15 protein-coding genes are annotated in these 18344 nt (G+C 54.6%); all 15 read right to left on the bottom strand.

Going from position 1 to position 18344, the window contains the following annotated elements; all coding sequences use genetic code 11:
* Complete coding sequence (gene parE, locus LBW89_RS02115) at positions 1-1986, bottom strand: DNA topoisomerase IV subunit B (protein WP_148452053.1); 1986 nt, start codon at positions 1984-1986, stop codon at positions 1-3.
* A 139-nt stretch (positions 1987-2125) separates the two neighbouring features.
* A complete protein-coding gene (locus LBW89_RS02110; RefSeq protein ID WP_148452707.1) occupies positions 2126-3106 on the bottom strand; it encodes an ABC transporter permease in 981 nt (326 codons plus the stop codon).
* Between the two features lie 7 nt (positions 3107-3113).
* Entirely contained in the window at positions 3114-4070 is a 957-nt protein-coding gene (locus LBW89_RS02105; RefSeq protein ID WP_148452051.1) for an ABC transporter ATP-binding protein, read from the bottom strand.
* A 21-nt stretch (positions 4071-4091) separates the two neighbouring features.
* Positions 4092-4910 carry a GDSL-type esterase/lipase family protein gene (locus LBW89_RS02100; RefSeq protein ID WP_225038331.1) on the bottom strand — a complete coding sequence of 273 codons (819 nt, stop codon included), beginning with the start codon at positions 4908-4910 and terminating at the stop codon, positions 4092-4094.
* Positions 4911-5067: 157 nt separating this feature from the next.
* Positions 5068-5574: a DUF4178 domain-containing protein gene (locus tag LBW89_RS02095; RefSeq protein ID WP_213504324.1), complete on the bottom strand. Its 507-nt coding sequence runs from the start codon at positions 5572-5574 to the stop codon at positions 5068-5070.
* A gap of 39 nt (positions 5575-5613) precedes the next feature.
* A complete protein-coding gene (locus tag LBW89_RS02090) occupies positions 5614-6285 on the bottom strand; it encodes a PspA/IM30 family protein (protein ID WP_213504326.1) in 672 nt (223 codons plus the stop codon).
* A gap of 183 nt (positions 6286-6468) precedes the next feature.
* The gene (dhaK, locus tag LBW89_RS02085; RefSeq protein WP_225038330.1) at positions 6469-8235 is read right to left on the bottom strand and encodes a dihydroxyacetone kinase subunit DhaK; all 1767 of its coding nucleotides are present in this window, start codon (positions 8233-8235) and stop codon (positions 6469-6471) included.
* 40 nt (positions 8236-8275) lie between these two features.
* A complete protein-coding gene (locus LBW89_RS02080) occupies positions 8276-8791 on the bottom strand; it encodes a CAP domain-containing protein (RefSeq protein WP_318249337.1) in 516 nt (171 codons plus the stop codon).
* A gap of 184 nt (positions 8792-8975) precedes the next feature.
* Entirely contained in the window at positions 8976-9983 is a 1008-nt protein-coding gene (gene mglC / locus LBW89_RS02075) for a galactose/methyl galactoside ABC transporter permease MglC (protein ID WP_148452043.1), read from the bottom strand.
* Positions 9984-10006: 23 nt separating this feature from the next.
* Positions 10007-11518: a sugar ABC transporter ATP-binding protein gene (locus tag LBW89_RS02070; protein WP_213504330.1), complete on the bottom strand. Its 1512-nt coding sequence runs from the start codon at positions 11516-11518 to the stop codon at positions 10007-10009.
* Positions 11519-11685: 167 nt separating this feature from the next.
* Positions 11686-12723: a galactose ABC transporter substrate-binding protein gene (locus LBW89_RS02065; protein ID WP_225038329.1), complete on the bottom strand. Its 1038-nt coding sequence runs from the start codon at positions 12721-12723 to the stop codon at positions 11686-11688.
* Between the two features lie 159 nt (positions 12724-12882).
* The gene (locus tag LBW89_RS02060) at positions 12883-13707 is read right to left on the bottom strand and encodes an MBL fold metallo-hydrolase (protein ID WP_225038328.1); all 825 of its coding nucleotides are present in this window, start codon (positions 13705-13707) and stop codon (positions 12883-12885) included.
* Between the two features lie 160 nt (positions 13708-13867).
* The gene (locus tag LBW89_RS02055) at positions 13868-14848 is read right to left on the bottom strand and encodes a substrate-binding domain-containing protein (RefSeq protein WP_225038327.1); all 981 of its coding nucleotides are present in this window, start codon (positions 14846-14848) and stop codon (positions 13868-13870) included.
* The gene (locus tag LBW89_RS02050; RefSeq protein WP_225038326.1) at positions 14845-16671 is read right to left on the bottom strand and encodes a sensor histidine kinase; all 1827 of its coding nucleotides are present in this window, start codon (positions 16669-16671) and stop codon (positions 14845-14847) included. Before LBW89_RS02050 ends, LBW89_RS02055 begins: the two co-directional genes overlap by 4 nt.
* The gene (locus tag LBW89_RS02045) at positions 16668-18329 is read right to left on the bottom strand and encodes a response regulator (RefSeq protein ID WP_225038325.1); all 1662 of its coding nucleotides are present in this window, start codon (positions 18327-18329) and stop codon (positions 16668-16670) included. The genes LBW89_RS02050 and LBW89_RS02045 overlap by 4 nt, the downstream gene beginning before the upstream one ends.
* Positions 18330-18344 lie beyond the last annotated feature (15 nt).

Genomic DNA, 18344 nt, shown 5'->3' with positions numbered 1-18344 from the left:
CTATTCCTCGTAATCCGTGAAATCCACATTCTCCACAATCCAGCGCTTCCGCGGATCAACTTTGTCTCCCATCAGGGTGGAGACGCGCCGTTCCGCCTTCGCGGCGTCCTCGATCTGGACCTGGAGCATGGTGCGGGTTTCGGGATTCATCGTCGTCTCCCAGAGCTGCTCGGGGTTCATCTCCCCGAGTCCTTTATACCGTTGAAGTTCAAAATTTTTACCGAACTCCTTCAAATAATTCTGCAGCTGTTCCTCGCTCCACGCGTACCGGACGGTTTCCAGCTTGCCGGAACGCCTTGTGATCTTGTACAGCGGAGGCTGGGCGATATAAACCCGGCCCGCGTCGATCAACGGTTTCATGTAACGGTAAAAGAAGGTCAGCAGCAGCACCTGGATATGCGCCCCGTCCGTATCGGCATCGGTCATAATAATAATTTTGGAATAGTTGCTGTCTTCCACCGCAAATTCCGGCCCGATTCCGGCGCCGATCGCCGAGATAATCGCCCGGTACTCGTCGTTCTTTAAAATATCGGCCAGCCGGGCCTTCTCCGGATTCATCGGCTTGCCTTTCAGCGGCAGAATCGCCTGAATTTTGGAGTCCCGGCCCTGCTTGGCGGAACCGCCGGCGGAATCGCCTTCCACGATGAACAATTCGTTGCGCGAGAAATCCTTTGATTGCGCCGGCGTCAGCTTCCCGCCCAGATTGGAGCTTTCGCTCCGCTTCTTGCCCGAACGCATCTCGTCCCGGGCTTTGCGCGCCGCTTCCCGCGCTTTGGAGGCCTGAACCGCCTTTTTGATCAGCGTCTGCGCGACCTGCGGATTCTCTTCCAGGAACAGCGCCATCTTCTCGGATACGACCGCGTCGACCGCGCTCCGCGCGGAAGCGCTGCCGAGCTGATCCTTCGTCTGGCCCACAAACTCGACCTCCGACATTTTAACGCTGATGACGGCCATCATACCTTCGCGCAGATCGTTGCCTTCGAGGTTCTTGTCCTTCTCCTTCAACATGCCGTTCTTGCGGGCATAATCGTTCATGACGCGCGTGTAGGCCGTCTTGAAGCCCGTTTCATGCGTTCCGCCGCCCCGGGTCGGAATCGAGTTCACAAAGGAAGCGAGCGTTTCCGTGTACCCCGCGTTATACTGCAGGGCCACCTCCACCTCGATATCGTCGCGCTCCGCGTAGAAATGGACCACGTCATGCAGCACGTCTTTGCCTTCATTCAGGAATTGCACGAACTGGCTGGCGCCGCCCTCGTAAAAAAACTCGTCGAAACGATCCGACCGCTCATCCTTCAAGGTCACTTTGAGGCCCGAATTCAGAAAAGCGATCTCCTGTAAACGTTCCGCGAGCGTATCGTAATTGAGCCCGATTCCATTGACAAAGACGCGAATGTCCGGCTTAAACGTCACCTTTGTCCCGGTCCGGTTCGTGTTTCCAAGCACTTCGAGGCCCGTGACCGGTTCACCGACATGCTCGACACCCTGGTCGTCCACCCAGTACTCGAACCGCATCCGGTGAATTTTGCCCTCCCGGTAAATTTCGACTTCCAGCCACTCGGACAAGGCATTGGTTACGGAAGCGCCCACGCCGTGCAAGCCGCCCGACTTCTTGTAACCGGCGCCGCCGAATTTCCCGCCGGCGTGGAGAATCGTATAGACGACCTGCGGCGTCGGAATACCGGTTTTGTGCATACCGGTCGGAATGCCGCGGCCGTTATCGAATACCGTGACAGATCCGTCTTTATTCAGTGTAATCTCGATTTTGGTGCAAAATTTGGCCAAATGCTCGTCGACCGCATTATCCACAATTTCCCATACCAGATGATGAAGTCCCGACGAGCTCGTACTGCCGATATACATGCCTGGTCGTTTACGTACCGCGACAAGCCCTTCGAGCACCTGAATGTCGTCCGCTTCGTATCCCGAAGCCGCCTGGCCCGGCTTGACCCCGGAGGCGTCTTCGAACAAATCGATTTGTTCGGCCATTCATGCTCCCCCTTTTATCTTCTTTATGTAGTCCCTGTAAAGAGGTTGTTCCGAAAGGTTTACTCTTGGGAAGTTTCTCTCTTTAGAACAAGCACTTACGTCTACAATGCAAACAGATGTTTTGTTATCCTTGTCCATTTTAATGCAATATATCCTGTTTCGTAAAGACAAGGAATGAAACGACCAATGAAGCGGCGGCCCAAAGCCCCAGCACGGCCAAGGAAAAACCGAGCGTCATTCCCTCGATGGGCGCCGGCGTGCCCGCCAAATAATTGGTTAACCCCAGGTTGACCATAAACAAATACTTGGCGCTCGCCCACGACGAAGCCATATTGCTCAAAATGCTGCCCGCGATCAGCGACGCCATCATAATGACGATACTGGCCGCCGTACTGCGGACCAAAACCGAAACCATGAAAGCCAACACCGCTACGGTCACGCCGACAAACCACACCAACCCGGCCTGCATGAACAAATACTTCCACTGCGGGACCGCATGCACCGCCGATACGTCCACATCGGACCCGGAAAGTTGGAACCCCGTAAACACAGGTGCGTCAAATCCCCGGTATCCGAAAAAGAGGCCCGATATCAAATAGCATATGACAAAAGTGGATAAAACGATCAGCGATACGAACATCATCAGCGTGATCAGTTTGCTCAGCAGAATTTTCCAGCGGCGGACCGGACGGGTCAGCAGCACTTTGATCGTGCCGGACGTCCGTTCCGAGGAGACGATGTCCGAGCCAATGCCCATGATCAGCAGCGGGATAAACAAGGATGAAGCGTTGTCGAGGAATTCCCGGGTAAAAGAGACCCCGCCGGGCTGTGCCGGATTCACATCATGCTCCAGATAGTACTTTAATTGCTGGATATAAATTTGCCGATATTTTTTCCATTCCTCGGGTACCCGGTCGCTTCCGAGCGAGTTCTGATTGTCGGTGATCGCCTGCTGTACTTCCCGGCGCCAATCGCTGCCGTATTTCTCGATTTTGTCCTCCGCCTGCTTCATTTGCGCGTAAGCGAAGATCGGCACAAGAACAAGCAAAACCAACAGAACGACGTAAAATCGTTTTTTCTGAATCATTTTGATCATTTCGTTCTGGATCAATGAAATCATGAGGGATTTATTCAATCGTCTCACCGCCCGTCATTTCCAGGAACAGTTGTTCCAGCGTCGGATTGATTTTGTGCACCGCGCTCACTTTCACGCCGGCGGCAACGAGACTCGAGAGCAGCTCCGGAACGTCCTCGCCCGGCATTTGAGCCACTACCGAGTTGGCGGACATTCCCGCCAGGACGGCATCGTCGAGCACCTCTTCCGCCCTTTCGATCACCTGGATCCCCGAGGCCTCAAGCAGTGCCCGGCCCTCCGCTTTCGGCGAAAGCTCCCATATGACATAGCCGGCGCTTTCACGGATCAATTCGCTCACCTTGCCGACCGCAAGTACGCTTCCCCGGCTGATAATGGCCACGCGGTCGCACAGCAGTTGAATCTCGCTAAGCAAGTGGCTTGAGACTAATACGCCCAACCCCTCTTCCGCCAAGCCGCGAATAAATTGCCGTAGCTCTTTGATTCCCTTGGGGTCGAGACCGTTTGTCGGCTCGTCCAGAATCAGCAGCTTCGGCCGTCCGAGCAGGGCCTGCGCGATGCCGAGCCGCTGACGCATGCCCAGCGAGTAGGTTTTCACCTTGTCATGGATCCGCTCCTGCAGTCCGACCATTTCGCTGACTTCCACGATCCGTTTCCGGTCCACCCCCGGCATCATGCGGGCGAATTGCTCCAGATTTTCGAATCCGGTCAGGTAGGAATAAACCTCGGGATTCTCTACGATGGAACCGACAAACGCGAGGGCGCGTTCCGGCTCACGGTTCACATCAAAACCGCAAACCCGCACGCTCCCTTCCGTGGGACGGATCAGGTCGACCAGCATACGGATGGTGGTCGTCTTCCCCGCGCCGTTCGGACCCAGGAAGCCGAAGATTTCCCCCGCCCGAACCTCGAAGCTCACGTCCTTAACGATCCACTTCGCGCCGATTTTTTTCTTCAAATGTTCTACCTGTAAAACCGTTTCTGCACCCATGCTGCCCACCCTCCTGTAATTCTAAGGTATCGCGATGCCCTGAACGATCCGCTCGGCAATCGCCTGGTATCCCGTCCCGTTCGGATGAAAATGATCGCCGGACAGATAGCTCGGCGCACGCAGCGTAAACAGGTCGGCCGTCGGTGCGACCCGGCCCCCCTTCAGGGAAGCCATCGCCTCCATAGCGACGGCGTTCCAGCGGGCCACCGCGTCGTCTCCCGCCTCCTTCAACTGTTCCATATCGGAAAACGGGTTGTACAACCCGATATACACCAGTTGCGCCTCGGGATTGATCTCGTGGAGCCTTTTCACGATCTTCACCAGATTGGTCGAAGCACCCTCGATCGCTTTTTCCAATTCCTTCTCCGTCGGAATCTCCGTTCGCGTCTCCAGTTGCTGTCCATCGTCGAATAGATCGTTAGCTCCAATGGATAGTAAAATCACGCCTGCCTGTTTTAATGCGTATTGTACGCCAGGCTCCTCCAGCATAGGGAGAAGCTCCTTCGTCGTCAGCCCGTTAATGCCCAGATTGTTGACCAGCTTGGATTTTGCCCCCTGCTTAGTCAGCAAGTCGACGACCCTGCGCGCAAAACCGCTGCCGGTATCATCTCCCGTCCCCTTGGCAAGGGAATCGCCAAGCGCCGTGACATCCAGCGAAACCGTTTCTCTCCCTGCCCGTTCCGCCGCGTCAGGTGCCGACGGCAAACCCGCAAGGGATGAGGCGGGATACAGGACATCCCTGACCGCATAAACGAACCCGGACAACAGCAATAGCGTCCCCAGTATCGAGGCCGAAACCAGAACGGCTGTACGCCAGGCTCCGGATGTTTTCTTCATCATCTCGCCCCCCTAGGATGTTGTCCCTTTTATTCTCTCCAGTTTATGTAATAACCATAAAACTTTCCGGCCCCGCGATGCAAATTTCCTCTTGCCGCTTCGACGCAGAAAAGGCTGTCCTCCAGCCTTCCCAGCCACGGACAGCCCTTCATATTAACATCTAACTCGCCCGGATGACCTTCACGTCCGCCGGAATGACTTTCTCGCCTTCATATAGCATAAAGCGGCCGTTCTGCCATTCAATCCGCAATAACGCGAAATCATCCGATTGAAACTGCCAAACATGCTGCTCCCCGCCCTGCATAAACGGCGTTCGTCCGGCGACCGTCACCGTCCCGATATATTGCTCCTCCAGGTAGTACGTTCTGCCGTCCAGCTCCATTTCCGCCGGAACCTCATCCGGCGTATCCAACCGGCCGTCAATCGGCCGGTAGAGCTGATATCGGAGATTTTCCCGCTCTTCGACGAGCAGATAGCTGATGTGGACCCCATCCTGCAGGGTCAGCACCACGGCGTTACGGCCGCGATTATGAACCCGCCCCGTTACCTCGTAGGTCACAAGCGACACTTCGCACATGTCTCCGGGCGCCAGGGTGAGCATGCTCTTCTCCGGCTGAGGCGGCTGGGGTTTCGCGAACAGGTTTCCGATTCTTTTCCAAACACTCATGAGCTTCGCTGCCTCGCTTTACCGTTCGTTTCGCAAATCCTATTCTTTATTCTCGTACTGCTTCATCAGAGCGGCCAGTTCGTCTTCCACTTCTTTGTCTTTGCCGAGCTTCTCGAACTCCTCGTCCAGATCGGCGCCCTTGGCGGCCATTTCATTGCTGGCTTCCGCGCGGGCTTCCATCTGCATCATCTTCTCTTCCATCCGCTTCAGGCCTTGGGCCGCGGTGTCCGAGCCGAAACCGGTCATCGCTTTGTTGATTTCCGTCTGCGCTTTCGCCGCATTATACCGCGCTACAAGCGTCTCGCGCTTGTTTTTCATTTCGGTCAACTGCTTGCGCATCTCTTCCAGTTTCTTGCGAAGGTTGTCGGCGGCTGCTTTGTTCTGATCATAGTTGGCTTTATATTCGGCCATTTTGGCTTCCGCGGCCTTCTTCTCCTCCAGCGCGCGGCGGGCCAATTCCACATTCTGGGCTTGTGCGGCCGTGTGGGCTTGCTGCGTTCGCTTGGCGACCAACGCTTCCTGCTCTTCGTACAGCGCTTTGAATTTTTTCTCGATGGCGATTTGCGCGGCTACCGCCTTTTCGGCGTCCTCCAAATCTTCTTGCATATCCCGGATATATTGATCGGTCATTTTGATCGGATCTTCCGCTTTATCAATCATTGCGTTAATATTGGACATCGTTAAATCGCGTAATCTTTTAAAAATCGACATGGTTTTGTTTCCTCCCCAAAATTTTTGCGTTCTTGATTAATGTTTACGCAGTGCGAAGGAAGAGGTTTCATCCTTAATTAAAAATTTTTCGAAAAAAAGAGGACCCGCTTGCGCCTGCACCCGCAAGCAAGGTCCGGTTAGCCGGACGGGATCGACCCGTCCGTTTTCTGCTCTGATTCGCCCTTATCTCAAACTTTCCGAGAGCGCTTTGAAAATTACCCCCAACGCGTAAGCGCCCGCATCGGGATAACCAAGGCTGCGCTCACCGACATTTCCCGCACGTCCCATCCGGGCGACGAAATCCGCAGTTCTTCTCGCGCCATCCTCAGCCGCTTCCGCCCCTTTCCGGAAGGCGGTCCGCATGTCGTCCCCCGCCTTCGCGCTGGCCATCCAGGAGTCCGCGCACGGGACGAGGGCATCGATCAGCGTTTTATCCCCGACGACGGCTCCGCGTCCGAAGGAACGTTCCCCCGTAGCCTGAATTCCGCGAACGGCCGCCTGCAGCAGGCCGCTCATGTCGGCCACATTAAGCCGGGTCTTCCTGCCCGCCGCTTTCCCGGCCGCCCGGAAGGCCGAGCCCCAAATCGGGCCGGAGGCTCCTCCGCAATGTTCCATAATGACCAAGGAGCACGCCTCAAGAAAATCGCCGATATGTTCCCCATGACCGGAGATAATCTCTTTCCACTCACGCTTCAACTGTTTGAAGCCTTTGGCGACGCTCATGCCGAAATCCCCGTCTCCGGCATGGGCATCGAGCTCACAGAAAGGCACCTCATTTTTAATGATGATTTCACTCATTTTGTCGACTAAATAGATCATATTACGCAGATGGAGCTCGTTGTCGCGAATCAGCCCGTATTCCTCCGGGGTTTCCGTTGTGAAGGATACTTCTTGCCCTTCGCCCTCCTGCTCCTCAAGGATCTCCCGATAATCGGAAGCCGCTTCGGTGCCGGTTATCTTAAATGCCGGTGTATCGCTCTCCGCAAACAACAGTTTCTTTAATTCGTCGTCCAATTTCATGATCGAGACGGATGCTCCCGCCATATCGATGCTGGTCATATAGTTGCCGACGAATGTCCTGCATATTTGTAGTTCGGATCTCTTGACCAGTTCCCTGGTTACCGCATGATTCAGAACATACAACTCCTGCAAGGGAGTAGCCCCAAATCCGTTGATCAGCAAAGCGATTTCCCGGCCTTCCCCTCCGCCGATCTTCAAATCCTCCAAAAGAGCATGAACCATCCTTCCGGCAAGCTCGTCGGCCGATGCGGCTTTTTCGCGCCGGATGCCCGGCTCTCCATGGATGCCGACGCCATATTCCATCTCATCCGCGGCGATTTCAAACGTCGGCGTCCCTTTTGCCGGAACCGTACAGGAAGTCAGGGCAAAACCGATGCTGCGGACACTGGAGGCCGCCTTCTCGGCAACCGCCTTGACCTCCCGCAAGCTCCGCCCTTCTTCCGCGGCGGCCCCGGCGATTTTGTGAACGAGTACCGTCCCCGCAACCCCCCGTCTTCCAACGGTATACAGGCTGTCTTGGACGGCGATATCATCCTCAACCCGAACGTACTCCACCTCGATTCCGTCTTCCCGTGCCAAAAATGCCGCGTTTTTGAAATTCATCATATCCCCGCTGTAATTTTTGATGATCAGCAGGGCTCCTTTTCTGCCGGCAGTTGCCTTTATGGCTTGATAGACCTGGATTTGGGAAGGCGAAGCGAAGACATCGCCGCAAACGGCCGCATCCAGCATTCCTTTTCCGACAAACCCCGCATGGGCGGGTTCGTGGCCGCTTCCGCCGCCGCTGATCAAACTCACTTTGTTCTCATCGATACGCTTCCTCTTGATGATCTTATGTTTCTTTACGAATTCAAGCTCAGGATGCGCCAGCGCCATCCCTCTGCACATTTCCGCAACAACATCCTCGGGTCGATTGATGATTTTCTTCATCGCTTTACCTCCTTTGGTTATGGAAGCGCCTTCAATACAACTACTTTCCGATAAACTCCTGCACCCAGTAACCGTTATAATATCCGACGCCGATCATCTTATAATGAGCGTTCAGAATATTCGCCTTGTGACCGGGGCTGTTCATCCAGTCTCTGACCACTTCCTTGGCGGAGGTTTGTCCCATGGCGATATTCTCGCCCGCATAGCGATAAGTAATATTAAACGTATCCATCATGTCGAACGGTGACCCGTATACGGGTGAAGTGTGGTCAAAATAATCGTTGTTGAACAGGTCCATCGCCTTGATCTTGGCCATTTTTGAAAGATTGGTATGTACGGCCAGCGGCTTTAACCCGGCTGCCTTCCGTTCTTTGTTCACCAGCTTCACGACCTCCGAAGCGCGTTCCGTCTGAATTTTGGCATACACGGCCGCAATCGCCGTCTTCGACGGAGCCTCGGCTTTCGCACGATGGTCCACGGGAGAGAACAGCAACACACCTGCCAAGACAGAGAATAAGAAGCTCGTTCCGACCCTTTTCCGGCTTATCTTTTTCAACTTGTCTCCCCCCAGCGTTTAACGATTTTTGTACATGAATTGGTTTCCTTAACACATTTTAGCACGGGAATTTGCCGGGTGCATACGAAATTTATGGAAAAATGAAAGTTTTTGACGGAGGTAAAAAAAAGAACGCCCCGAAGCGGTTCATTCGCTTCGAGGCGTTATTCTCCGTAAAACCGAATTATTTTCTGGAGGCGTATTTTCTCATATCAAACGCAACGGCGGCCACGATGATCGCCCCTTTGATAATCTGCTGCCAATACGGGCCGACCCCGACGAAGGTCAAACCGTAGTTAATAACGGTGAAAATAAGTACCCCGGCCATGACGCCCGGTACGGTACCGATGCCGCCCGTGGTGGACACGCCTCCGACCACGCAGGCGGCGATCGCGTCAAGCTCGTACATATTCCCGTAGTTGTTGGTGGCGCCGCCGGTTCTGGCCGCTTCGAGCACCCCGGCCAACCCGTACAACGCGCCGGCGATCGAGTAAATATAAATCAAATTTTTGGTGACATTAATACCGGATACCTTTGCGGCCTGTTCGTTGCCGCCGATGGCGTACATATTTTTGCCGAGCCGGGTTTTATTAAACATCACCCAGACGATATAGCAGACGGCGACCGCGATCAGAACGATATACGGAAGCGAGAATTCGCCGCTGCCGATGCTGCCGGAGCCCAGCGTTGTGAAATCGTCCCGCAAGCCGCCGATCGGCTGGGATTGGTTCGGTTCGGTATCGAAGTACAGCGAGTTGATCCCGTAAATCGCAACCATGGTACCCAGAGTGGCGATAAAAGGCGGTACTTTAAATTTGGCGACGATCAGCCCGTTGATCAGACCGAAGATCAGACCGACCACGATGGCGATCGCAATCGGTACGAGCAGCGGAAGATGCGGCAGATCCGGAAAGAACCGGCGCGGGTAATTCTCCACCTGCAGCAAGGAGGCGGAAATAACCGCGGTCAAGCCGACCATTCGTCCGGCCGACAAGTCCGTGCCGCCGGTAATCAGGATGAAAGCCACGCCGAGGGCGATAATGACCCGGGTTGACGACTGAATCAAAATATCGCGCAGCGTATTGACGCCTATAAAGCTGGGATCGTAGACGGCGATGCCGATCACCAACACGGCTAATACAATATAGATGGCGTTTTGGGTTACAAAATGCTGTATTTTTTTCGTTTGCATGAGTTTCTCCTCCTTGAATGGCCTTAGTGCTGGGCCGCCAAACGCATGATTTCTTCTTCCGACGCTTTGCTGCCTTCCAATATTCCCGTCAAGCGGCCTTCGGACATGACCATCACCCGGTCCGACATACCTAACAGTTCCGGCATTTCGGAGGAAATCATAATGATGCTTTTGCCCTGCTGCGCCAAATCCGCAATGATGGAATATATCTCATACTTGGCGCCTACGTCGATCCCCCGCGTCGGTTCGTCCAGCAGGAGGATCTCCGGTTCGGTCAACAGCCAGCGTGCGAGCAGCACTTTCTGCTGATTCCCTCCCGACAAATTCATAATCAACGTTTTCGTGGTGGGTGTTTTGGTCCGCAGCTTGGCGACCATCTTGTCGACCTCTTCTTTTTTGCGCCGTTCATCCAGCAACCCGTACGGTTTGACGTAGCGGCTCATATTGGCGATCGCCGCATTTTCGTGAACGGACAATACCGGGAAAATCCCCGTCGTTCGCCGTTCCTCCGTCAGCAGGGCAAGCCCGTGACGTTTGGCGTCTCCGGCGCTGCGGATCTTCACTTCTTTGCCGTTGATCGAAATCGTCCCGCTTTTGATTTCACGGAGGCCGAACAGCGCCTCGATCAGCTCGGTCCGCTGTGCGCCGACCAGTCCGCCCACCCCGAGAATCTCGCCTTTACGGAGCTCGAAGGACACATTTTTAAACGACTTCGGATCGGGGGAGGTCAAACCTTCGACCTTCAGAATGACGCCGTTCGGCGTATTGTGACGATCCGGGAAACGCTGGGTCAGGTCCCGCCCCACCATTTTCGAGATGATCAGATCCGTGGTCATTTCCATAGCCGGCCAGGTCCCGATCTTCTTCCCGTCGCGCATGATGGTGACATCATCGGATATCCGCAATATTTCCTCCATCTTGTGGGAGATATAAATAATGGCGACGCCGCGTCTTTTCAGATCGTTAATAATCCGGAACAGATGCTCCACTTCCACACTCGTCAAGGAGGACGTCGGTTCATCCATTACGATGATCCGCGAATGAAAGGAAACCGCTTTCGCGATTTCGATCGACTGGATCTTGGAAACCGACAATTGTCCGACCAGCGTATCCGGGTCTAAATCCAAATCTAATTGTTTAAACAGCTCTTCCGTGTCCCGGTACATTTTCTTATGGTCCACAATTTTGAAGGGACCCGCGCCTTTCATCGGGAACCGGCCGAGCCATATATTTTCCATCACATTGCGGAACGGCACCGGGTGCAATTCCTGGTGAATCATGGAGACTCCGAGACGAAGCGCATCGCTGGAGTTGTTGATATCGGCTTTTTGCCCGTCCAAATAAATTTCGCCCCCGTCGGGTTTATAAATCCCGAACAGGCATTTCATCAATGTCGATTTACCCGCCCCGTTCTCGCCCATCAGGGCATGGACCGTTCCGGGCCGTACTTGCAGCGTCACTCCATCCAGCGCCTTGACGCCGGGGAATTCCTTGGAGATCTCCTTCATTTCCAATGCATATTTCGAAGCTGTCATTCTCAACGCCCCCTATTCTTTTCTATACCTGCAGAGGCACAGCAAGCGTTTCCTCCATAACCGCTATCCTTACATTCGCCGATCTCAAAAAAAAGGAGGCTCGCACCGTCAGGCCCGAACCTCCCATTTCCGATAATGATGAGAAGTCCTGCTGCAGCCGCAGCGGTTTACTTAAATTGCGCTGCGTTTTCTTTCGTTACTTTTTGGTACGGAATCCACACGTATTGATTGTCGGTAATCTCGAAACCTACGCTGTCCTTGTTCACTTCGCCGCCTTTGGCCAGCAGGGAAGCCAGGGTGACCGCAGCTTTGCCTTGGTTTTCGGCGTCGTTGAGAACGGTGCCGAGCATCGTGCCTTGCTCGAGAGCTTGCAGCGCCGGAGCGGTGGCATCAACGCCCACAACCGGCATATACTTGTCGCCTGTGAAATAACCCGCGGCTTTCAGAGCTTCGATCGCGCCGAGAGCCATATCGTCGTTGTTGGCAAAGACGGCTTCGATTTTGTCGCCGTTCGCGGCCAGGAAAGCGGCCATTTTCTCTTGGCCTTTGACGCGGTCCCACATCGCCGTGTCTTCGGCCACTTTCTCGACCTTGATCCCGGCGTCTTCCACCGCCTGAATCGAATACTGGGTCCGCAGCTCGGCGTCTTGGTGCCCAGGCTCGCCTTTCAGCATGACGTATTGGAGAACGCCGTCGCCGTTCTTATCCGCCTTCGGATTGGCTTTCCAGTAATCGACGACGATTTGGCCGGAAAGCGTGCCGGATTCTTCGGCTTTCGCACCGACGTAGTAGACTTTATCCCACTTCTTCATATCTTCCGGCAGCGGTTCGCGGTTGAGGAAAACCACCGGGGTTTCCTTGGCTTTCGCTTTATCGATAATGACGCCTGCGGCCGTTCTGTCCACCGGGTTAACGATCAGGGCATTCGTCTTCTTCGTCAGGAACAAGTCGATTTTATCGTTCTGGGTAGGCTGGGAGTTTTGGCTGTCGACGATATCCACCTTGGCGATGCCGCTTGCGTTCTTCTCGATCGAGTTGCGCACGCCGGTCATAAAGGTGTCGTCAAATTTATAGATCGCTACGCCGACTTTCGGTTCCACGGCTCCGTTACCGCCGCTTTCTTTGCCTCCGCCACCGGCGGAGCAACCGGCAAGTACTCCTCCGAGGAGTGCCGCAGCCAATAGTGCAGATCCGATTTTTTTCATATAAATGACCTCCTGAACTGATTTGAGTTATCTTTATTTATCCTTTTGGATACGTTTTCATTATGCCTGGTTTCCCCGCGCTTGCGAATCTAAAATCCTCAGATGTTCTATTAAAATTCTCATGAGATTAAATCCTAAAAAAAGAAGGCCGGGATTTCCCTAGGCCTTCTCGTTATCGTTCACATATCTTCCCTGTTCGGGCACCGCCAGCTCATCGAAATGCTCGGCGAGCCGATTCAACCCGAACTGCAAATCCCGCCCGCTCATCGGCTGGCCATGTCCCGTCAAGGCTACTTCCGGGAATAGAGCCGCAAGCTTCCGCACCGATTCCTTCGCATGTTCCCAATCCGGCGTGAAGTACATCGGCGGCCCGTGCAGCTCCCGCTCCTGTTTCATGACGGCCAAGGCGGATTCCTGCTTGACGGTGATGAACGCATCGCCGGCAAGCATCGCCTTATCCCGTTCCCGGAACAAGGATACATGCCCCGGGCTGTGTCCCGGCGTCGGAATCCAGCGCCATTCGGGAGCGCCCGGAACCCGGCCGTCCTCCGGCAATGGCAGCAGCCGGTCCTTGAGATCGATCGCCCGGTTGGGATACGCCGGCGCGACGCCCGCCATCAGACCGCCTCCCACCGTGGGATCCCCTTCCGGATAGTCTTCCAAACCGGTAAGATAGGGGAACTCCAGCACGTGAGCATAGACCGGAATCCCCCATAAATCGGCCAGCTCCCTGACGTTGCCGACATGATCGAAGTGTCCGTGCGTCAGCACGATCGCCTGCGGCGGCCGGCCGAACAACCGATCCGCCTCCCCGATCAAGGCGTTTCGGAAAGGGCCGAGCCCCGTGTCGATCATAATCCAGTCCCCGCGATCCGGACGGCCCGCGAAGCCGACATTGACCATCAGCGTTCGAACGCACCACAAATCTTCCAATACCCGGGTCGTGTCCACCGTACCGGTATGCAGCATATCTTTTTCACTCATCCGTCTCCCTCCCTTTCTATGGATATAAAAAATAGGTTCTCCTGTAATTTACCCCGGCGCAAAAAAAATACTCCCCGGTTACGGGGAGTCGCTTCGAACAACAGGACACCGAAAAAAGGCGTTATCCGCCGAATTTCTTCTAATCTTATTTCACGAATGCTTATTTCACGAAGGGGAACAGCAGCTTCTGATTTTCCGGCCACAGCATATTGTCGAGGTCGATCAGCTTGGTGTCGGTCGGAATGCGGTCCTCCAGCCGTTCGCCCCGGGCCGCCTTTACCGCGGCGTTAACCGCCATATAGCCGTTGTTGAACGGGTTTTGCACCACCATCGCGTGAACGGTCTCCTCCTGAAGCAATTCCAGCATCTCCGGCGGATTGTCAAACGCGATCAGCTTTAATGTTCCGCCTAAGCCGAGTTCGACCACCGCGCGACCCGCGCCGATGGAGGATTCCGCGCTCAATGAAACCAGTCCGTCCAGCCCCGGATGCTTCTCGAGAATCCGCCGGGTCAGCCGATAGGCCAGCTCCTCGTCCGAGCCGCAATATTGGATGTCCACGACCGAGATCCCGGGAAACCGGGCTACGTAATCCAAAAAACCTTCCTCCCGCTGATCCGCATTCCGGGCGCCTTTCACAAAGTTAACGATGGCGATTTCGCTTTCTTTTCCGGTCAGTTCGACCAAACGCTGGGCCGCCTTCTGTCCGGCTTCGTAATTGTTGGTGCCGACATAGGTTTTCACCTTGGTGGAAGCCACCTCGGAATCCATCGAAACGACCGGAATATCGGCGTAAGAGGTCCTGTCGGTAACCTGCCCCAACGCCTCGTAATCGCTTGCCGCCAGCACGATCGCATCCGGCTTGCGCTTGATCGATTCCTCCATCAACCGGATCTGCTCTTTATAGTCGTTCTCGTTATCCGGGGCGATAAAGTTCAGCTTGACGTTGAATTCTTTGGCCGCCACCTCCGCGCCCATGCGGATCGTGTTCCAGTAGTCGCCTCGGTCCATTTTCACGATCATATCGACCCTCATCGGCCGCTCGTCCATCGGGCCGTTACCGTCGGGAGCGCAGGAAGCCGACAACGGCAGCAGCAGCAAACCGAGCAATACGCCCTTTGCCGTATTCAAGCCAAGCTTCATCCGTTCTCCCCTCCTTTTCCCGGCTTATCCGTATTTTCCGGATTTTCCGGATTTTCCGGATTTTCGGCCCTCACGATCGGCAGCTTGATTGTAACGCTTGTCCCCTCTTCCGGCTCGCTCTCGAAATACAGGCCGTACGGTTTGCCATAATAGAGGCTGACGCGCTCCTGGACGTTGGTCACGCCGACGCCGGAACCTTTCTCGCTCCGGAGGCCGCCGGACAGGAGTTTGCCCAGGGTTTCCTCCGTCATCCCGATCCCGTTGTCCTTGACGATCAGCTCGAGATGATCCTCGGCAAACCGGGCATATACTCCGATAAACCCGGCTTCGGCCGATTTTTCGATCCCGTGATGAATCGCGTTCTCCACCAGCGGCTGCAAAATCAGCTTCAGGGTGAGGCAATCCAGCGTCCCCTCCTCAGCGTGAATTTCATAGGTGAATTTGTTCTTGAACCGGATCGTCTGGATAATGAGGTAGTGCCGGATATGCTCCAGTTCGTCCCGAACGGTGATGATGTGATCCCCCTTGCTCAGGCTGATGCGGAAAAACCGGGACAGCGATGTGATCGTCGTCACCACTTCTTCCGTCCGCCCAAGCTCCGCCATTCGGGTTACCGAATTCAGCGTATTGTAGAGGAAGTGGGGATTGATCTGGGACTGCAGCACATCCAGCTCGCTCTTCCTTTTTGCTTCCTGTTCGCGGATAATCTGGTCCATCAGCTCCCGGATCCGGCGCAGCATAAGATTGAACCGCTTGGAAAGCTGCTCCACCTCGTACGCCCCGCCGACATGCACGCTGGTGCCGAAATCCCCTTTTTCCACCATTTTGACGGAGCGCTCCAGCCGCCGAATCGGCTGCGAAATCCGCGCGGAAACGTACAGGTTGATAACCAGAATAACCGCGATGGCCGCCAAAAGAAAGCCGTACAAAAAGCCGCCCAGCTCTTTTCGCGTCGTGAGAAATTCTTCGGCATAGGCGACGCCGACGATTTTCCAGCCGGCCGGTTTTACCGTTTGAATCGTGATCAGCCGCTGTTCGCCCTCCGTTTCATCCACATAGCTTCCATAGGCGTAGTTCAGCACCGGCTCGATATTCTCATATTTCAACCCGGCGTAAATGAGCTGCTGCTGCGGGTGATAGACGATGTTGCCGACGCTGTCGATGATATAAACATATCCTTTTTTACCCAGGCTGACCCGCTGGCTCAGTTCATCGATCGTTCGAAAGTTGATGTCCATTACAAGCACGCCTTCTTGATCCCGGGAGTTGTCCCGGTAAGTGATCAGCCGGCTCATGGACACCACCCAGCGATATTCGGACTTAAACAGGTTCTGAATATGCGGCGGCGAAAACTGCAGTTCTTCCGGATTGCGGAGTGCGGATTCGAACCAGGATTGTTCGGTCAGCCGGGTATTCCGCCGCATCGGGTATGCCGGCACGCCCCGCACGAGCTCGCCCTCTGTCGTAAAGAGCGCGATGGACACCAGGTCCTGCCTCGTTCCCAACAGCGTTTCGAGCTGCTCCTTCAGCTTCGGCTCATCCGTGATGTCGGAAGCTTCGCTCATTTTGTCCTGTGCGACTTGAAAAATATCCTGCATCCCGCTCACGTACATTTCCAGGTTTGCGTTGACCTGTTCGATGATTTGACCAAGGTTAAGATAGGCGTTCTCTTCCGCCACCTTGGTAAATCGGTTGAACAGCAGAAAACTGACCAGAACGACGGCCAGAATCGTTATCGTAATCGATGAGAACGAGATCAACACCTGAATCTTTCTAAAATGAAAGCCCTTGAGCAATCGGGCGATCGCCCGCGTCCACTTCATAGCCCGCCGGCTCCATTCCGGTACTCTTTCGGAGAGATACCGAATTTCTTCCGGAAGCAGAAGCTGAAATAGTTCGGATCGGCAAAGCCGACCCGTTCCGCGATTTCAAACGATTTGAGATCGGTCGTTCGCAGCAGATGCCGGGCCGCCTCCATACGGACTCCCATCAAGTAATTGACGAAGGTCGTCTTCGTCTCTTTTTTGAAAATACCGCTGAAATAGCCCGTACTGATATGAAGCTGCTTGCATACTTTGGCGATGGAAATGTCGCTCTCACCGTAGTGGGCTTGAATGTAAGCTTTGGCTTCCTCAACCAGTCGGTTGTAGCTGGTTTGCCGCTCGCTGGCAATCGAGTGCTTTAAGGTGAGGCATATTTTCGTGAACCAATCCTTCGCCTCGGCCGCGTGCTTGAGCTTGGACATCTGTCCCAGAAACAACGAGCTCTCCCCGAACAGCTTGTCCATATCCGCGTGCACCTCCTGCGACGCCTTCACGATCGCCGTGAACATCATCAGGAGATATACCTGATAATCCTGGTACGAGATACGGCTGTCCAGCAGGCCGCTGAACAGCTTCTCCAGCAACTCCTCCAATTCTTCGTCGCTGCCGACTTTAAGGACGCGGATCAGCTCCTTTTCCTTCACCTCATCGAACGTAAAAGGGACGAGCTGCCTCGCTTCCACATCTTGAATCCATATCACCTTCCCGCTCCCCAAGACCAACCGGTAATCCAGCGCCCGCTGCGCTTCCTGATATGACGCAAACACTTCGCCGATATCGGTTCTGATCGAGCCGACGCCTATGGTAACCGTAAGCTTCAAAAAACGTTCCACACTAAAGCGGATTTCTTCCAACAGCTGCAGCGTTCGCGCGGCGATCCCCTCGTCGTCCGGACTGATAGCGCTGTCAAAAACACGAAGCAGCACGATTTCGTCATGATGAATAAACACTTGATTCCCCGGATGATCTCTGCCGACGAGTTCCGAAGCGATATTCAGTACGGCAAACAACTGCAGCTGCGTATCCTGGGTTTCGCGGAGCGACAGCGAGGTCCCCGGTTCTCGAACCGCTTCTTCCGGCAGTTGAACGGAATCGATCCGCAGTGCGCTAATCAGGTAGCCTTGCCCGTCCAGGTTCAGGCCGTATGACTTGCTTTTTTCCCGAATCTCCGCCTTAGGCAGACGCCGGGAGACCAGGCTGGATAGAAACAAGCTTTGCAGTATCGGCAAATTTTTGCGATAATGCTCGGTCAGCAGCTGCACATTCTCCTTTTCCGCCCGCTCCTCATCGATCTGCGCCTTGACCTTTCCGAGGACCGCGGCGAGTTCCGCGGAAGAAAACGGCTTCAGCACATACTCGTCGATGCCGAGACGAATGGCTTTTTGCGCATACTCGAATTCCTCAAAGCCGGTAAGAATAATGATCTTCATGGCCGGATAGGTCTCCCGGATCCATTCGGAAAGCTCAAGGCCGTTCATAAACGGCATCTGAATATCCGTCACCACGATGTCGGGCAAATGCTTCTCCACCAACTCTACAGCTTCCTTGCCGTTCTCGGCGGTATCCATCACCTGAAATCCGAGGCTTCCCCAATCTATCAACTGCAGCAGGCCTTCCCTAACGTCCTCTTCGTCATCCGCCAAAATCATTTTGTACATCGAAGACCATCCTCT

The sequence above is a fragment of the Paenibacillus sp. alder61 genome (genome assembly GCF_020179875.1).
GTDB classification, from domain to species: domain Bacteria; phylum Bacillota; class Bacilli; order Paenibacillales; family Paenibacillaceae; genus Fontibacillus; species Fontibacillus faecis.
This window is presented reverse-complemented; position numbering and strand designations above follow the sequence as displayed.